This is a genomic window from Variovorax sp. LjRoot175 (genome assembly GCF_964253805.1).
Taxonomy (GTDB): Bacteria; Pseudomonadota; Gammaproteobacteria; order Burkholderiales; family Burkholderiaceae_C; genus Variovorax.
In genome coordinates, this window is record NZ_CAXURY020000002.1 from 1,358,451 (window position 1) to 1,374,762 (window position 16,312).

At 66.1% G+C, this 16,312-nt stretch carries 16 protein-coding genes; 11 read left to right on the plus strand and 5 right to left on the minus strand.

Annotation, left to right across the window (positions count from 1 at the left end; genetic code table 11):
• The first annotated feature begins 10 nt into the window (after window positions 1-10).
• The 11 genes from petA to dsbD are packed head-to-tail and all read left to right on the plus strand — an operon-like array spanning window position 11 to window position 9,032.
• On the plus strand, window positions 11-607 hold the full coding sequence (gene petA, locus ACSQ89_RS36875; RefSeq protein ID WP_436297083.1) for a ubiquinol-cytochrome c reductase iron-sulfur subunit: 597 nt from the start codon (window positions 11-13) through the stop codon (window positions 605-607).
• 18 nt (window positions 608-625) lie between these two features.
• Window positions 626-1,300, plus strand: a complete 675-nt coding sequence (locus tag ACSQ89_RS36880; RefSeq protein WP_436297084.1) for a c-type cytochrome — start codon at window positions 626-628, stop codon at window positions 1,298-1,300.
• Entirely contained in the window at window positions 1,297-1,875 is a 579-nt protein-coding gene (locus ACSQ89_RS36885) for a TlpA disulfide reductase family protein (RefSeq protein WP_436297085.1), read from the plus strand. Before ACSQ89_RS36880 ends, ACSQ89_RS36885 begins: the two co-directional genes overlap by 4 nt.
• Window positions 1,876-1,878: 3 nt before the next feature.
• Window positions 1,879-2,472, plus strand: coding sequence for an SCO family protein (locus tag ACSQ89_RS36890; RefSeq protein ID WP_436297086.1), 594 nt, complete (start codon window positions 1,879-1,881; stop codon window positions 2,470-2,472).
• Window positions 2,473-2,523: 51 nt separating this feature from the next.
• On the plus strand, window positions 2,524-3,438 hold the full coding sequence (locus ACSQ89_RS36895) for a F510_1955 family glycosylhydrolase (protein ID WP_436297087.1): 915 nt from the start codon (window positions 2,524-2,526) through the stop codon (window positions 3,436-3,438).
• Window positions 3,431-3,565: a hypothetical protein gene (locus ACSQ89_RS36900; RefSeq protein ID WP_436297088.1), complete on the plus strand. Its 135-nt coding sequence runs from the start codon at window positions 3,431-3,433 to the stop codon at window positions 3,563-3,565. Before ACSQ89_RS36895 ends, ACSQ89_RS36900 begins: the two co-directional genes overlap by 8 nt.
• A gap of 42 nt (window positions 3,566-3,607) precedes the next feature.
• On the plus strand, window positions 3,608-5,191 hold the full coding sequence (locus ACSQ89_RS36905; RefSeq protein ID WP_436297089.1) for a multicopper oxidase family protein: 1,584 nt from the start codon (window positions 3,608-3,610) through the stop codon (window positions 5,189-5,191).
• Between the two features lie 6 nt (window positions 5,192-5,197).
• Complete coding sequence (locus tag ACSQ89_RS36910) at window positions 5,198-5,914, plus strand: DsbC family protein (RefSeq protein ID WP_436297090.1); 717 nt, start codon at window positions 5,198-5,200, stop codon at window positions 5,912-5,914.
• The gene (locus tag ACSQ89_RS36915) at window positions 5,911-6,441 is read left to right on the plus strand and encodes a TlpA disulfide reductase family protein (RefSeq protein ID WP_436297091.1); all 531 of its coding nucleotides are present in this window, start codon (window positions 5,911-5,913) and stop codon (window positions 6,439-6,441) included. Before ACSQ89_RS36910 ends, ACSQ89_RS36915 begins: the two co-directional genes overlap by 4 nt.
• 40 nt (window positions 6,442-6,481) lie before the next feature.
• Window positions 6,482-7,033 carry a PCYCGC motif-containing (lipo)protein gene (locus tag ACSQ89_RS36920; protein WP_436297092.1) on the plus strand — a complete coding sequence of 184 codons (552 nt, stop codon included), beginning with the start codon at window positions 6,482-6,484 and terminating at the stop codon, window positions 7,031-7,033.
• Window positions 6,981-9,032: a protein-disulfide reductase DsbD gene (gene dsbD / locus ACSQ89_RS36925; RefSeq protein ID WP_436297093.1), complete on the plus strand. Its 2,052-nt coding sequence runs from the start codon at window positions 6,981-6,983 to the stop codon at window positions 9,030-9,032. Before ACSQ89_RS36920 ends, dsbD begins: the two co-directional genes overlap by 53 nt.
• Here dsbD and ACSQ89_RS36930 read toward each other — a convergent pair whose 3' ends face one another.
• The 5 genes from ACSQ89_RS36930 to ACSQ89_RS36950 form a co-directional block, all read right to left on the minus strand.
• Window positions 9,033-9,386: a hypothetical protein gene (locus ACSQ89_RS36930; protein ID WP_436297094.1), complete on the minus strand. Its 354-nt coding sequence runs from the start codon at window positions 9,384-9,386 to the stop codon at window positions 9,033-9,035.
• On the minus strand, window positions 9,373-12,543 hold the full coding sequence (locus tag ACSQ89_RS36935; protein ID WP_436297095.1) for an efflux RND transporter permease subunit: 3,171 nt from the start codon (window positions 12,541-12,543) through the stop codon (window positions 9,373-9,375). Before ACSQ89_RS36935 ends, ACSQ89_RS36930 begins: the two co-directional genes overlap by 14 nt.
• Window positions 12,540-14,204 (minus strand): efflux RND transporter periplasmic adaptor subunit, encoded by a 1,665-nt coding sequence (locus ACSQ89_RS36940; protein ID WP_436297096.1) that lies wholly within the window; start codon window positions 14,202-14,204, stop codon window positions 12,540-12,542. The genes ACSQ89_RS36935 and ACSQ89_RS36940 overlap by 4 nt, the downstream gene beginning before the upstream one ends.
• Window positions 14,205-14,206: 2 nt before the next feature.
• Window positions 14,207-15,490 (minus strand): TolC family protein, encoded by a 1,284-nt coding sequence (locus tag ACSQ89_RS36945; RefSeq protein ID WP_436297097.1) that lies wholly within the window; start codon window positions 15,488-15,490, stop codon window positions 14,207-14,209.
• A 140-nt stretch (window positions 15,491-15,630) separates the two neighbouring features.
• On the minus strand, window positions 15,631-16,074 hold the full coding sequence (locus ACSQ89_RS36950; protein WP_436297098.1) for a hypothetical protein: 444 nt from the start codon (window positions 16,072-16,074) through the stop codon (window positions 15,631-15,633).
• Window positions 16,075-16,312 lie beyond the last annotated feature (238 nt).

Here is a 16,312-nt window from a genome sequence, read left to right on the forward strand (position 1 = left end):
AGGCCCCCAGATGCCACAGACGGCAAACCCCAGCGACCCTGCACGTCGCCGGTGGGTCACGGCCTGCTCCGCAGCCGGCAGCGTTGGCATCGTCGCGACAAGCGTGCCCTTCGTCGCTTCGATGGCCCCCAGCGAGCGAGCGCGCGCGTTCGGCGCGCCCGTGGAGGTGGACGTCGGAACCGTCAAGCCGGGCGAGCTAAGGACCGTGGAATGGCGCGGCAGGCCGGTGTGGGTGCTGCGCCGCAATGCGGACATGCTCGCGGCCTTGCGCAGCCACGACGGCCTCTTGAGCGACCCGCGTTCGACCCGGCAGGGGCAGCAACCGGACTATGCACGCAATGACCTGCGTTCGGTGAAGCCCGACATCGCCGTGCTGGTGGCGATCTGCACCCACCTGGGTTGCGTCCCGATCTTCAGGCCGGAACCAGGCGCCCCCGACATCGGCGCGGCATGGCCCGGCGGCTTCTTTTGCCCCTGCCACGGATCGAAGTTCGATCTCGCAGGCCGTGTCTTCAAGAACGTGCCCGCGCCCAGCAATCTCGAGGTGCCGCCGCACCACTACACCGGCGACTCGAAATTGCTCATCGGCGAGGGCCCGGTGGCCTGATCGAGGAGGTTCCAGATGATGCTTGCCAGCTTCGGTCGCGTTGCTCTTCTGGGAGTCGCCGGGAGCTTCTCATGGATCGCGCCTTCGCATGGCGCGGGGGACGTCGAGCGCGGCGCGCGGGCATCGCGTGCCTGCATGGCCTGCCATTCGTTCGCGCCAGGACGTCACATGACCGGTCCGAGCCTCGCCAGCGTGTGGAACAGCAGGGCCGGCACCGCCACCGGGTTCGGCCGCTATTCGGAAGCGCTGAAGCGCTCGGAGATCGTCTGGAACGAGAAGACCCTGGATGCGTGGCTGCAGAACCCGGCCGCATTGGTTCCGAACAACACGATGCTCGTCGCTGGCATACCGGACGCCGGCACGCGCAACGATCTGCTGGCCTATCTGCAGGCCGTGTCCGAAGGACGGGTGTCGGCGCCGGACCGAGGGCTGCCGAACCTCAAGCGTGTCGACGCGTCCCGCGAGGTTGCCACGATCCGCTACTGCGGCGATGCCTACCGCGTCGTCACCGGCGACGGCAAGAGCCGCATCTGGTGGGAATTCAACCTGCGCTTCAAGACGGACGGCAGCCCCGAGGGCCCGTCAGCCGGCAAGCCGGTCGTCATCGGCAGCGGCATGCAGGGAGACCGGGCCGTGGTCGTCTTCTCGCGCCCCGAGGAGATCTCGACGTTCATTCGCAAGGAGTGCCCGTGACGATCCGAAAGCGATGGTTCGTGCTCGCCGCGCTGGCGGCCACCCTCGGTGCCATCCCGGTGCTGCGCCTGACGCGGGGTGCACGGCGCGCCGATCCTGACCTCGTGCTTCACGCGCGCCCGAGGGAGGTGGCGAATCTGCGGTTCTCGGACGGCGACGGAAAGCCGACGAGCCTGGCCGCATTCCGCGGCAAGTTCGTGCTGCTCAACGTGTGGGCCACCTGGTGCCCGCCGTGCGTGGAAGAATTGCCGACCCTGGATCGCTTGCAGGCCACGCTGGGCGGGCCCGGCTTCGAAGTCGTCGCACTCTCGATCGATCGCGGCGGTCTGCCGGTCGTGCGGGACTTCTTCGATCGCACGAGCATCAAGCACCTGCAGCCGTACATGGACACGTTCGGCGACACGTTGTCGAATCTCGCCGTGGCCGGTGTGCCGCTGACGCTTTTCATCGATCGGGAGGGGCGCGAAATAGGCCGCAAATCCGGCCCAGCCGCGTGGGACAACCCGCGGATGGTCGAACTGATACGCCGCCGCATGGCGGCTGATCCAGCGCCATCACAACCGGCGCGAGAGTAGGCCATGGTCCTGAGAGCATTTCTCGTCGTCGCGCTGGCGTTACTCGTGGCAGCCTGTGGCGAGCGCGCGAGCGGCCCGACATCGCCGTTCAAGTCGACCGACATTTCGAAGGTCGAATGGGGACAGGACTTTCACCTGACCGACCACAACGGCGAGCCGAGGAGCGTCGCCGACTTCAGGGGAAAGGTGGTGCTGCTGTTCTTCGGCTTCACGAACTGCCCGGACGTGTGCCCGACGACGATGGCCGACATGGCACGCGTGGTCGACAGGCTCGGCCCCGCCGGCCGGCGCGTGCAAGGCCTGTTCGTCACGGTGGACCCAGCGCGGGACACGCCCCAGGTGCTGGCGAGCTACGTGACCGCCTTCCACCCGAGTTTTCTTGGCCTGTACGGCGACCCGGACGCCACCGCGTCGCTGGCCCAGGAGTTCAAGTTCTTCCACGACGCGCAGGCCGCCGATGCTGAGGGCCACTACGCGGTCACGCACGGAAGCGCCATCTATGTCTACGACCCCCAAGGCCGCTTGCACCTGCTGATGGGCACCGAGAGGACCGTCGACACCATGGCGGCCGACGTCGCGCGGCTGCTGCGGGGGTGACGAACGAACCGATGGCCGAACAACACCTTTTCATCAACATCAAGGATCGACATGCAGTTCATCAACAAGCACAGGTTTCGCGCTCTCCTGCTCATGCTGGTACTCGGCGTGTCCGCGGCGATTCGTGTCCACGCCGGCGAGCCTGTCACCCTGATGCACGTCCACGGCCTGGCCTACAGCGCGGACGGCAAGCGACTCATGATTCCGAGCCACCACGGCCTGGCCGTCTTCGAGAACGGACGCTGGTCGAAGGCCGCCGGGCCGGCGCACGACTACATGGGCTTCTCGACCACGCGCGACACGCTGTACAGCAGCGGGCACCCCGCGCCGGGCTCGGGCTTGACCAACCCCTTCGGCCTGATCAAGAGCAACGATGGCGGCAGCACCTGGCAGAAGCTCGGGCTCGAGGGCGAATCGGACTTCCACACCCTGGCGACGAGCTACGGCATCAACGCGGTGTACGTGTTCAACCACGCACCGAACTCCCGCATGCCACGAGCCGGCATCCACCACACGAGCAACGACGGCCTCAAGTGGACGCGCGCCGCAGCCAGGGGACTGGGCCGCGAACTCAACAGCCTGGCCGTACACCCCACCGACGCCAGCATCGTCGCCGCCGGCACGGCCGACGGGCTCTACCTGTCCCGGGATTCGGCCGAGACATTCGAGCGGTTGGCCGGCGGCCAGCGCGTGCTTGCCGAGGCCTTCGACCTCGATGGACAGCACCTGTGGTTCGGCACGTATTCGGGCAAGGCGACGTTGGCGCGGATCGCCTTGAAGGCCGGCTCCAAACCGGAAGAGCTGCCGATCCCGGCCCTGACCGAGGACGCGGTGGCGTACATCGCACAGAACCCCGTGCGGCGCAGCGAAATTGCGATGGCCACCTTCAAGCGAAGCGTGTTTCTCAGCAAGGACCAGGGCCGCACCTGGTCGCAGCTTGCGCAGAACGGAGTGACCCATGAATGACTCCAAGAAAAGTATGGCGATGAAGATCGTGGTGAACGTGCTTGCCGTCATCGGCGGCATCGCGGTGCTGAGCGTCATCGGCATGGCGCTGATGCATACCGAGATGATGGGCAGTCTGGTCTGCTGAGGGGCCAGAGTCCCCGCAGCCACGCTACATCGGAGAGCCATCGTGAACCCTCAACGGCGCCGCGTCCTGATCCGTGCCGCGACTTCTGCGGCTGCGGCCGCGCTCGGCCTGCCTGGCGTGAGGGCCGGAACCGGCAGAGCGCGCGACATCGATGTCCACATCGAACTGCACGCGGTGCCGGACCAGGTTGCCGTTCATCCGGGCGCCAAGACGCGCGTGTGGCGCTACCGCGGCAGGCTGCTGCGCGGCGAGACGAATGCGCTCGACGCGTCGGCAGACTCCTTCCCGGGGCCGATTATCCGCGTTCGCCATGGTCAGCGCGTACGCATCGATCTCATCAACGGGTTGCCGGAGTCCACCATCGTTCATTGGCACGGGCTGCATGTTCCGCAGGACATGGACGGCCATCCGCGCCACGCGATCGCGCCGGGCGCGCGCTATGTTTACGAATTCACCGTAGTCAATCGCGCCGGCAGCTACTGGTTTCATCCTCACCCGCATGGCAGGACGGGCAAGCAGGCCTACGCCGGGCTGGTGGGACTGTTCCTGGTGAGCGACGAGGAGGAGGCCGCGCTCGACCTGCCCACGGGGCCGCACGATCTTGCGTTGGTCCTGCAGGATCGAAACTTCGACGACGACAACCAGTTCGTCTATCTGGAGGCAGACGGCGGCGGTGCGGGCACGCAGGGCCACGGGATGATGGGCGGCGGCATGGCCTCAATGATGGCCCGCATGATGGGCGTGCTCGGCGACGAGGTCCTCGTCAACGGCAGGCCGCAAGCAAGCTTCGAGGTCGATCGACGGGCGTATCGCCTTCGGCTTCTCAATGCGTCGAACACGCGCATGTACAAGCTGGCGTGGAGCGACGGTTCGCCGCTGACCGTGATCGCCACCGATGGCGGCTTATTGGCTGCGCCCGTGCAACGCGACTACGTCATGCTCGCGCCCGCCGAGCGGGTCGACCTGTGGGTGGACTTCGGCCGCTGGCAGGCCGGCATCGAGCTCGCGCTGCGAAGCCTGGCTTTCGAAGGCGGCATGGACATGGGCGGCATGATGGGGAGCGCCGCTGCCCTACCCGATGGCGCGCCGTTTCCGGTGCTCCGGCTCCGGGTTCGGGACGGCGCAACCATTGTGGGCGCCACGTTGCCGCGGCGCCTCTCGACGCTGCCGCCCCCGGCGCCGCGAACGGCCATCAACGCAGGGCACCCCAAGGTCTTCGAGCTCACGATGGGCATGATGGTCTGGGGCATCAATGGCGAAGGCTTCGACATGCTCGGCGCGAGCCCGCTCGAGACTATCAAGCTGGGAACGCACGAGGTCTGGGAGTTCCGCAACGAGGGCCAGGCGGGGATGATGGGCATGGCGATGCCGCACTCGATGCACGTGCACGGGTTGCAGTTCCGCGTGATCGGGCGCTCGGTCTCGAGCCGGTTTGCACGCAGCTACGAGACCGTCAAGGCCGGCCTCGTCGACGAAGGCTGGAAGGATACGGTGCTCGTGATGCCGGGCGAACGCGTTCGCATCCTGCTCGGCTTTGCGGACTATCCGGGGCTGTTCCTCTATCACTGTCACATGCTGGAGCACGAGGACGCCGGCATGATGCGCAACTACCTCGTCAAGGCCTAGACCATGATGGAGCGCCTGCTGATGATCATCGCGGCGGCAACCGTAGCTACCGTCGCCACGGCAGCTCGCGCCGACGACGCCGCGGCGCGCGCAACGTTGCAGCGCGCATTTCCGCGAAGCCCGATCCAGGGCATTTCGAAGACGCCCGTTCCGGGCGTGCTCGAAGCCGCGATCGAAGGCCAGGTCTTCTACATCACGGAGGACGGCGGGTACATCCTTGGCGGCCCGCTGCTCGACGTCAAAGCCGACCGCAACCTCACCGAGGCCCGGCTCGAACAGATCAATGCGATTCCCTTCGACAGCCTCCCCCTCGATTGGGCGATCAAGCGAGTCAAGGGCGGTGGTGCGCGCAAGATCGCCATCTTCGAGGATCCCGACTGCCCGTACTGCAAGACGCTGGAGCAGACGCTTGCGGGCATGGACAACTTGACGGTGTATGTCTTCCTGTATCCCATCGAGCAGATCCATCCGGACGCGGCCGCGAAGTCCAGGGCGGTCTGGTGCGCCAGGGACCGGGTCAAGGCCTGGGACGAGGTCATGCGCACCGGCATCGCGCCGGCCGCCGCAGACTGCGACAACCCGATTGGGAAGATCGTCGAATTTGGGAAGCGGCACCGGATCACTGGCACGCCGACGACGATTCTTGCGGACGGGCGTCGACTGCTGGGCGCCGTCCCTCGCAGCGAGTTGGAAGCGCAGCTGCAGAAGGCGGCGAAGCGATGAGCCACGATGAGGAGCAGGCGATGAACAGGTTTGCCATGGGCCGCTACGTGCTGGCGATCGTGCTCGGTATGGCATTGGTGGCGACGGCCGCCTACGTGTTCCTGTCTCGGCCGTCGGCGCCGGAGGTTGGGTACGTCACGCTCGATGGCGAAACGACGAGCACGCAGCGTCTGCGCGGCAACGTTGTGTACGTCGTCTTCTGGGCCACGAGTTGCGCCACCTGCATCAAGGAAATGCCGGACCTCGTGAAAACGTACGAGCGCTATGCGCCGCGCGGCTTCGAGTTGATCGCCGTCGCGATGGCATACGACCCGCCGGAGTATGTCGCGAACTACACGCGTAAGCACGGGCTGCCCTTCAAGGTCGTGCTCGACAAGGACGGTTCGATCGCCGCGGCGTTCGGCGGCGTGGACCTGACTCCCACCGCAGTGCTGATCGACAAGCGCGGCAGGATCCTGAGCCGATTCGTGGGCGAGCCCGACTTCGGGTCGCTCCACGCCGCCATCGAGCGCGAGCTCGCCAGTTGATGGTCACCCTCAGCACAGACCTCACGAAGGAGACGACACCATGAAACATCGCGGCAATTTATCCAAGGCTCGATCACCAGAACCGCGCGCTCCCCAGCGACCCGGGCGCCACCGTGCAGTCATCGCGGCCATGATGCTGGGACTGGCCGGTGTTCTGCTGCTGCTGACCTGGCTGGTTCCGGTCCGGCCGGCCCCGCAACAGGCTGCGAACACCGACCGCGCACAGACATCGGCCGAGTCGGGCTGGACCGTGGGCATGCTGCGCCCCGACGGCTTGCGCATCATTCCGACCGGACGGGAGGACGCGTCGGCCGTCCTCGACCCGCAACGCTTCTCGCAGGCGGAGGTCCGCCACGGCTACTGGATCGCCACCCGGATCCCGGCGGTGTTGAACAAGCTGTATTGCTGGTGCGGCTGCGAGAACCGTGGCGTCCACCGCTCCAACCTCCAGTGTTTCGAGGATCGGATGGCCGAGGATTGCCCTGTGTGTCTCGGGACCGCCGAGATCGCGTACGACATGACCAAAAAGGGCATCACCGATGCCGCAAAGATTCAGGCCGCAGTTGACGTCCACTGGGGACCGAACCGGTGAACTCGAGGTCGATCGCAGCATGACAACCGGCACACATCGGCACTGCGCAGACTCGATCGCGCCGCCGGCACCATCTGCACCGCTATTCCGCAGTGCTTGGGCAAGTGCGATGCGTGGTTTGGGCTGGTTGATTTTTGCCGGGTCCACCATCGCGTTTGCGCAAGGCGATACGCCCGGCCCCGGTCCGGCGCCGCAGTCCAGCACGGCGCCAGCAGCGCCGGGCGCGCTGGATTCGATCCGGAAGTGGCTGGGCGGCTCCAGCGCGCAGCCTGAGTTGCTGCCACCGGAGCAGGCGTTCCGCCTTGCGGTGCGGGCGAAGGATGCGAACACGCTCGTCGCCGAATTGACGCCAGCCAACAACTACTACCTCTACCGCGATCGCATCAGCTTCAGCATCGCGGATCCACCGACGGTGTCCGTCGCCAGCGTGTCGCTGCCGAAGGGCGACCCGAAGGCCGACCCGACCTTCGGGACGGTGGAGGTATTCCACCGGCCGTTCGAGGCCATCATCACCTTGCGGCACGGACAAGGTCATGCGGACCAGGTCCAGTTACGCGCGATCTACCAGGGCTGCAACGAGCCGCTGGGCGTCTGCTATCCGCCGATCGAGAAGACCCTTACGGTGGCGCTGTCCGGTCCGACCACTTCAGGGGGTTCTTCGACAGCGCAGCTTGCCGATGCGACGAGCCCGCCCGCGGCAGATTTATCGGACGAAGGCCGCGTTCGCCAGCTGTTCGCGCGCGGTGGCACCTGGGCCCTGGTGGCGGCGTTCTTCGGATTCGGCCTCCTGTTGGCCTTCACGCCTTGCATGCTGCCGATGATCCCCATCCTGTCCGGCATCATCGTGGGCCAGGGGCAGCACATCACGCGGCGCCGCGCCCTCGGCCTGTCATCGGTCTACGTGTTGGCGATGGCGATCACCTACGCGCTGGCCGGCGTGACTGCAGGGCTCGCCGGCACGCTGCTGTCGGCCTACCTGCAAAGTGCGTGGGTGCTGGGCAGCTTTGCAGCCATCTTCGTGCTGCTGGCACTGTCGATGTTCGGCCTTTACGAACTGCAGCTGCCTGCTGCGATACAGAGCAGGCTGGCCAACGTTGGCAGCCGGCACAAGGGTGGCAGGGTGGCGGGTGCATTCCTGATGGGCGTGCTCTCGGCGGTGATCGTGGGGCCCTGCGTTGCCGCCCCGCTGGCGGGGGCCCTGCTGTACATCGGTCAAACGCGCGACATCGTATTGGGCGGCACGGCGCTGTTTGCGATGGCCCTCGGGATGGGCCTGCCGCTGCTCGTCGTGGGGGCAACGACAGGTACCCTGCTGCCGAAGGCCGGCGCGTGGACGGCGTCGGTCAAACGGGTCTTCGGCGGGATCATGCTGGCCGTCGCCGTCTACACGGTGTCGCCAGTCATTCCGGTTGTTGTACAGCAGCTGCTTTGGGCCGCGTTGCTGATCGTGCCCGCCATCTACCTGCACGCTCTCGACCCGTTGCCCGCCGACTCGCCGGGCCATAGACGCCTGTTCAAAGGCGCAGCCGTGCTGGCGCTGGTAACGGGCATCGCTTTGTTGGTCGGCGCGCTGTCGGGCCATCGCGAGATCTTGCAGCCGCTGGCCGGCTTCCGTGGTGCGGATCGCGTGGAGCGCCGGGAACTCGCGTTCCAGCCCGTGAACAGCGTCGCCGAACTGGAGAGCCGCCTGCGCACGGCGCAAGGCCGAACGGTCATGCTGGACTTCTGGGCCGAGTGGTGCGTGTCGTGCAAGGAAATGGACAGGTTCACATTCAGCGACCCGCGCGTCCAGGCCCGATTGAAGGACACGGTGCTGCTTCGCGCCGACGTCACCGCCAACACCGCGGACCATCGCGCCTTGCTCGAGCGCTTTTCGCTGTTCGGTCCACCCGGCATCGTGTTCTTCAACCAGCAGGGGCGCGCGATCAACTTCCGCGTGATCGGATACCAGCCACCGGAAGAGTTCCTCGCATCGTTGGACCGGGCGCTTGCGCCGTGATCACCGGCAGTACAGGATGCGCACTGGCAACCGTACAAGCTGGCCTCCCGTGTCGAAATACTCTGCTTCAAGAATCGACGGGGCATGAACCCGCCAAATCGGCGCTTCATGCTCCCTGCACTCGCCACTGAAGCCGTGCGATGCTGGTGCCGGAGCGACGTAGCAGCGCGCGCACGGCATGCGGTCCGAGGCCGTCGGCATCGATTCCGAAGCCATGGCCGAGATCGCTATCGGCCCGGTCTCCCGCATCACGGGAATCGATGCCCACGCCCCCGCGCCCGGCAAGGCCAGACACAGGAACAGCGCAACGCCAAAGAGTGCACGCCATCGTTGGAGGCATTCAGGGCGTGCCATGGCGCCTCCTCCAGAACGCAAGCGCCGGTGCGCCCCGCTCACGCGTCCGGCGCATCAGAAGGTAGGCCGCCGGAATCACGAACATCGACAGCAGCGGCGCGGTGATCATCCCACCCACCATCGGCGCGGCGATGCGCTGCATGACCTCGGAGCCGGTGCCGCTGCCCCACATGATCGGGAACAGGCCAGCCAAGATGACAGCGACCGTCATCGCCTTGGGTCGCACGCGCAGCACCGCTCCTTCGCGGATGGCATCCAGCAGGTCGGCGTTCTCGGTGCGACCTTCGTCGAGCCGGTCCTGCCACGCGTGCTTGAGGTACAGCAGCATGATCACGCCGAACTCCGCGGACACGCCTGCGAGTGCGATGAATCCGACCGCTCCTGCGACGGACAGGTTGTAGCCGAGCAGGTACAGCAGCCAGATGCCGCCCACCAGCGCGAACGGCAACGCGGCCATGATCAACAGCGCTTCGTCAAAGCGCTTGAAGGTCAGGTACAGCAGCACAAAGATGATGAGCAGCGTGAACGGAACGACCACCTTCAGCTTCGCGGTGGCGCGCTCGAGGAATTCGAACTGCCCCGACCAGGAGACCGAGTAGCCCGGAGGCAGCTTCACCTCCTTCATGACCACGCGCTGCATGTCCTGCACCGCCCCGCGCAGGTCGCGCCCTCGAATATCGACATAGACCCAGCCCGACAGCCGCGCGTTTTCGCTGCGCAGCATCGGCGGCCCATCGGTAATCCGGATATCCGCGACGTCGGACAGCACCAGCCGCGCGCCGCGTTCGGTGACGATCGGCAGCGTCCGCAGCTTCTCCAGAGAATCGCGGATCTCACGCGGGTAGCGCATGTTGATGGGGAAGCGTTGCAGGCCTTCGACCGTCTCGCCGATGTTCTCGCCACCCACGGCCGAGGCGATGACCGACTGCACGTCCGCGATGTTCATGCCAAAGCGGGCGGCTTCGTCGCGTTTGATGTTCACGTCCACATAGCGTCCGCCGGTGAGCCGCTCCGCCAACGCGCTCGACACGCCCGGCACGTCCTTCAGCGCACGCTCGATCTCACCCGTGAGGCGGTCGATAGTCGTCAGGTCGGTGCCCGCCACCTTGACGCCCACCGGGCTCTTGATGCCGGTGGCCAGCATGTCGATCCGATTGCGGATCGGTGGCACCCAGATGTTGGTCAGGCCCGGCACCTTGACGATGCGGTCGAGCTCTTCGACCAGCTTGTCCTGCGTCATGCCGGCACGCCATTCGTTTTGAGGCTTGAACTGGATCGTGGTCTCGAACATCTCCATCGGTGCCGGATCTGTGGCCGTCTCTGCACGCCCCGCCTTTCCGTACACGCTGGCCACCTCGGGCACGGTCTTGATCAGGCGGTCGGTCTGCTGCAGCAGCTCGCCGGCCTTGCCCACCGACAGGCCCGGAAGTGCCGAAGGCATGTAGAGCAGGTCGCCCTCGTCCAGCCGCGGCATGAACTCGCCGCCGATGTGCTGCAGTGGCCACAGGCTCAGCACCAGCACGATTGCGGCGCCCACCAGCGTCAGCTTCGGCCAGCGCAGCACCGCGTTCAGCAACGGCCGATAGGCCGCGATGAGAAAGCGATTCAGGGGATTGGTCTTCTCATCGGGAATCCTGCCGCGGATCAGATAACCCATCAGCACCGGAATCAGCGTCACCGACAACCCCGCCGCTGCCGCCATCGCGTAGGTCTTGGTGAAGGCCAGCGGCGAGAACAGCCGCCCCTCTTGCGCCTCCAGCGTGAACACCGGAATGAAGGACAGCGTGATGATCAGCAGCGAGAAGAACAGCGCCGGACCTACCTCGGCCGCCGAATCGGCGATCACTCGCCAGTGCAGCGCTCCCTGCAGCGTCTGGTTCGGGTGTTCATGGTTCCACTGCTCGATGTGCTTGTGGGCGTTCTCGATCATCACCACCGCCGCGTCCACCATCGCGCCGATGGCGATCGCGATGCCGCCGAGCGACATGATGTTCGCGTTGACGCCCTGGTAGTGCATCACGATGAAGGCGGCGAGGATGCCGATCGGGAGCGAAACGATCGCAACGAAGGCCGAGCGCAGGTGGAACAGGAAAATGAAACACACCACCGCGACGACGAGGAATTCCTCCAGCAGCTTGTGGCTCAGGTTCTCCACCGCGCGCTCGATCAGGCCCGACCGGTCGTAGGTGGGCACGATCTCCACGCCCTGGGGCAAGCTCGCCTGAAGGGTCTTGAGCTTTTCCTTCACCGCGGCGATGGTCTCCAGCGCGTTCTTTCCCGAGCGCATCACGATCACGCCGCCCGCAGTCTCGCCCTCGCCGTCGAGTTCGCCGATGCCGCGCCGCATCTCGGGACCAACCTGGATGCGGGCCACGTCGCCGAGACGCACCGACACGCCGGCATCGGTCGTCATGAGCGGCACCTTGCGGAAGTCATCCAGGCTCTGGAGGTAGCCCGAGGCGCGCACCATGTACTCGGCCTCGCCGAGTTCGAGCACCGACCCGCCGGTCTCCTGGTTGGCCTTCTGGATCGCTTCGACCACCTTGGTGTGCGGAATCCTGTAGGCCGCAAGCTTGTCGGGGTCGAGCACGATCTGGTACTGGCGCACCATGCCGCCCACCGAGGCGACCTCCGCGACGTTGGGCACCGTCTTGAGCTCGTACTTCAGGAACCAGTCCTGCAGGGCGCGCAGTTGCGAGGCGTCCTGCGTGCCGCTGCGGTCGACCAGGGCATACTGGTAGATCCAGCCCACGCCCGTGGCGTCGGGGCCGAGCGATGCCTTGGCGCCGGCCGGCAGGCGCGACTGCACCTGGTTCAGATACTCCAGCACGCGCGAGCGCGCCCAGTAGAGATCGGTGCCGTCCTCGAACAGCACATAGACGAAGGAGTCGCCGAAGAACGAGTAGCCGCGCACCGTCTTCGCGCCCGGCACCGACAGCATCGTCGTCGTCAGCGGGTAGGTGATCTGGTTTTCGACAATGCGCGGCGCCTGGCCCGGGTAGGTGGTGCGGATGATGACCTGCACGTCTGAGAGATCGGGCAGCGCATCCAGCGGCGTGCGCGTCACCGAGTACACGCCCCAGGCACTGACCAACAGCGTGGCCAGCAACACCAGGAAGCGGTTGGCGATCGACCATCGGATGAGCCTCGCGATCATTGCTTGCTTCCCTTTTCAGCGGGCGCTGCCGCCCTGGGCTCGGGCGCCATCGGCGTCACTCGGGTGAGCTGCGGCAGGTCGTCCTTGTCCATGAAGAACTCGAAGGTCACCCGGTCGCCGGTCTGGACATTGCGCGGTGCGCCGCCTGTGGGCAGCTTGAAGTCCATCGTCATCGGGCCCCACTTCATCGTGGCGATGGGGTCATGCGACAAGGTCATCGCGTCCTTGCTGATGCTTTCCACCTTGGCCTCGCCCACGTGCCTTGGAGCGCTCGCGGCTGCGGCGCCAGAAGGCGCAGCGCCCGATGCCGGCACGCTGTTCAAGCGCGCCTCGACACCCCTCAAACTCGCTTCCGAGTCGATCAGGAACTGCGATGAGACGACCACCCGCTGTCCCGCCTGCAAGCCGCGCTTGACCTCGGTCTGCCCACCGCTCTCGATGCCGATCTCGACATCCGCCGGGCTGAAGCGGCCGTTCTCCTCGGCCAGCATGACCACGGTGCGCTTGCCCGTCTGGATGACGGCCTCGGTCGGAATCAGCAGCACCTTGTCGGCGCGCATGTCCATGAACTGCATCGACACGAACATGCCCGGCACCAGCCGCGCGCCCGGGTTCGCCAGCTCCAGCCGCGCCTTCAAGGTGCGCGTCGTCGGGTTGACGTCGGGCAGGATGGCCTGCACCTTGCCGTCGAAGGCTTCGCCGGGAACAGCCGGGCTCCTTGCCTGCACCTTGGCGCCGGGTCGCAGCAAGGCAGCCTGGCTCTCCGGCACCTCGGCGTTGGCCCAAACGGTGGAAAGCCCGTTGATGCGGAACAGCGTGGCGCCCGGCATCACGGTCATCCCCTCTCTCGTCGTCAATTCGGTGATGACGCCGCCGATCGGCGCAATCAGCGTTATGCGAGGCTGCGTGCGGCCGGTGCGTGCCACGAGCTCGATCTGCCCCTCGCTCATGCCCACCTGCCGCATGCGCTGGCGAGCGCCATCGACCAATGGGGCCAAGTCGGTGCCGCGCATGCGCTGAACCGACAGGAACTCCTCCTGGGCTGCAATCCAATCGGGAACGTAGAGTTCGGCGAGGGCCTGTCCCTTGGCCACGCGGTCGAGCGTGGCACGCACATGCAGGCGCTCGACGTACCCGGTCGCCCGCGCCTGCACGATGACCTGATCGCGCTCGTTGAAAGCGATGCTGCCGACCGCCGCGACCTGCGGGGACAGCGTGCCTTCCGACACGACTGCGGCGCGCACACCCAGGTTCTGCTGGACGCGCGGGCTGACGGTCACCTTGTTCTGGTCGCCGTCGCCGCCGGCATAGACCGGCGACATCATCATGTCCATGAAGGGCGACTTGGCCGGCTTGTCGAACTTGTTTCCCGGCACCATGGGGTCGTGGTAGTAGAGGATCTTCTTGCCGTTCGCGGGGTCGGTATCGCCGGCTTTGAGGCCGGCGGCCATATGGCGCCGAGTGGCGTCCTCGCCCGACTCATTGCTCGGTGCCGCCGGTGCTGCGGAAGGCGGCGCGGTAGCAGTCGCTGCACTCCCAGGTGCGGCCGGCGACCCCGCCAAGCCCATGCCGCGCTGCATGCCCAGGGTGTACAAGCCGAAGCCCGCCGCGCCGAGGACGCCGGCGGCGATCAAGCCGATCAAGAGGGGTTTGAGCTTCATGTTCATTTCTCCGTCACTTCAGATGCACGACCCTGCAGAGGCGAACGGCGTTCGGTCGGAATCAGATAGTTGAGTTGCGCCCAGAGGCCAGCCGTCTCCATCTCGAGACGAACCCGTTCCATGCGCGTGTCGATCTCCATGCGCCGGGCCTCGAGCACACTGCCGAGCAGCCCGCCTCCCCGATACGCCGCCATCGCGGCGCGCGTGCGCTCTGAGGCAAGTGGGATCAACGTCTTGTCGTATTGAGTCAGGCGGTCCCGGTTGCTCTTCCACTCTTGCAGCCAGCTGTGCGCTTCTGCCAGGCGCTCGCGAATGGCTTCCTCGCGCTGGTCGTGTGCCTGATCCGCCAGGGCCAGCTTGGCGGCAAGCTCGCGATCCTGCCGTTTCGCCGGGTCGACTTTCAGCGGGATCGAGACATTGAGCGAGACCATGTTCGAGTAGGCGGAGCCGCGCTGGCTGTACATCAGCTCCACGCTCCAGTCGGAGTGCTTGTTGCTTCGGGCCACCTCGGCCTCGGCGCGCGCGACTTCCTCCTGCCTGGCCAACATGGCGATCTGCGGGTGATTCGCGATCTGACTTTCGAGGCTCCATGCATCGAGATGGAGATCGGCCAGATCCGGCGGCGCGGCCAGTTCCTGGTTGGCGTCGTCGCCGACCCAGCGCGCAAGCTTCGTTTTGGCCGTCGCGATCTGCCTGTCGGCTTGCCGGATGCGGTCGTCGATCTGTGCGACGGCCGAACGCGCGGCGAACGCATCGGCCTGCGAGCCGCGGCCCCCCCGGTAGGCGGCGTCGGCAGCCTCGATCTGAAGGCCGGCTTCGTCACGCTGAGCGACCAGAATGGCACGCACACGTTCCTGGTAGTGGCGTTCCAGCCAGGCGGCTGCAGTGTCCCGCTGCAGACTGGCGAGTGCGACGGCACGTCCTGCCTCGGCCGCCTCTGCCTCCCGTTCGAAGCGGGTCGACCTGGCTTTGCGCTTGTCTGCGCGGGTCAATTCCTGCATCACGCCAATGGAGCGCATGGTCATGAAGTCGCGCGTCAAGCTGAATCGGTCGGAACCGTTGACGGGCAGATTGTTGATTCCTGCCTTGAGCGTTGGATCTGGCAACTGCCTGGCGGCGACTGCCATCTCGCGCGAGGCTGACGCGGCGGCATCCTGTGCAGTGAGCTGGCGCGAGCGTTGTTGCGCCAGCTCGAGTGCCCGGGCTAGCGTCAGCGCGGGCTCCGCGTACGCGCTCAGAGTTGTGAGGGTCAGGCACAACGCGGCCAGGAATGAAACGATGAACATGAAATCTCCAGACAACGAAACAATGGCTTCGTGTAGCGCCCAGTGCGCCGGGGCGAGCAGGAGCTCATCGGCGCAGGCGAGCACGACCGATGCGCCGAACCGACCCCGTTGAGGGTCGTCAGCGCGCGTCGTCTGAGAGATCAGATTCGGAAACAGCAGTGCAGGATGGCGTGCGGCGGATCCACCGAAGCCAATGCACTCGACGCAGCGGCCGCAGGGCGCGGCCGCATCGCGACATCGGTCGCGTAGGGTGTGATGAGAAGGGTTGTAAGCAGTACGATGGGCACCGTCAGCGTCGGGGCATGGTCGCTCTGCTGGCCGTAGCGGCAATGTTCGGCGCAGAGATTGGGTGACGGGTCCGTCGCCCCGGCCATGTCGGCGCAGGGACTGGTGGCCTGAGAAGCCGCCATGGGCATGGCTGTGTTGCTGACGTCGAGCGCCGCCGCGTTGTCCGAAAGCATCCGCATCTCGGTCGAAGCACCCGAAAGGAGTCCGGGACAGGCGTAGGCCGCAACGGCCATTTGCGCAAAAAGCAGCACTCCGATCAGCGCGCGACCTACCCTATGCAGCCATCGGCGCTTCATGGATGCGCCTCCAGAGCAGCCCGGAAAACCAACAGCAACGCATCGCCAGCGCTAGATGCGGTGACGTATGGGCGGGCGATGGCTGGGTTGGCAAACATGCGATGGCGGTGGATTGAGAAGTCCGAGTCGGCAAAGTTCAATTCTCGATCAAATCTATGGACCGGCCAAGGTTCGTAGGTTCTCAGAATACTGGGCGGCATTCTCGCGAGTTGCCAATTAACGGTTCCCGGCCGCTACC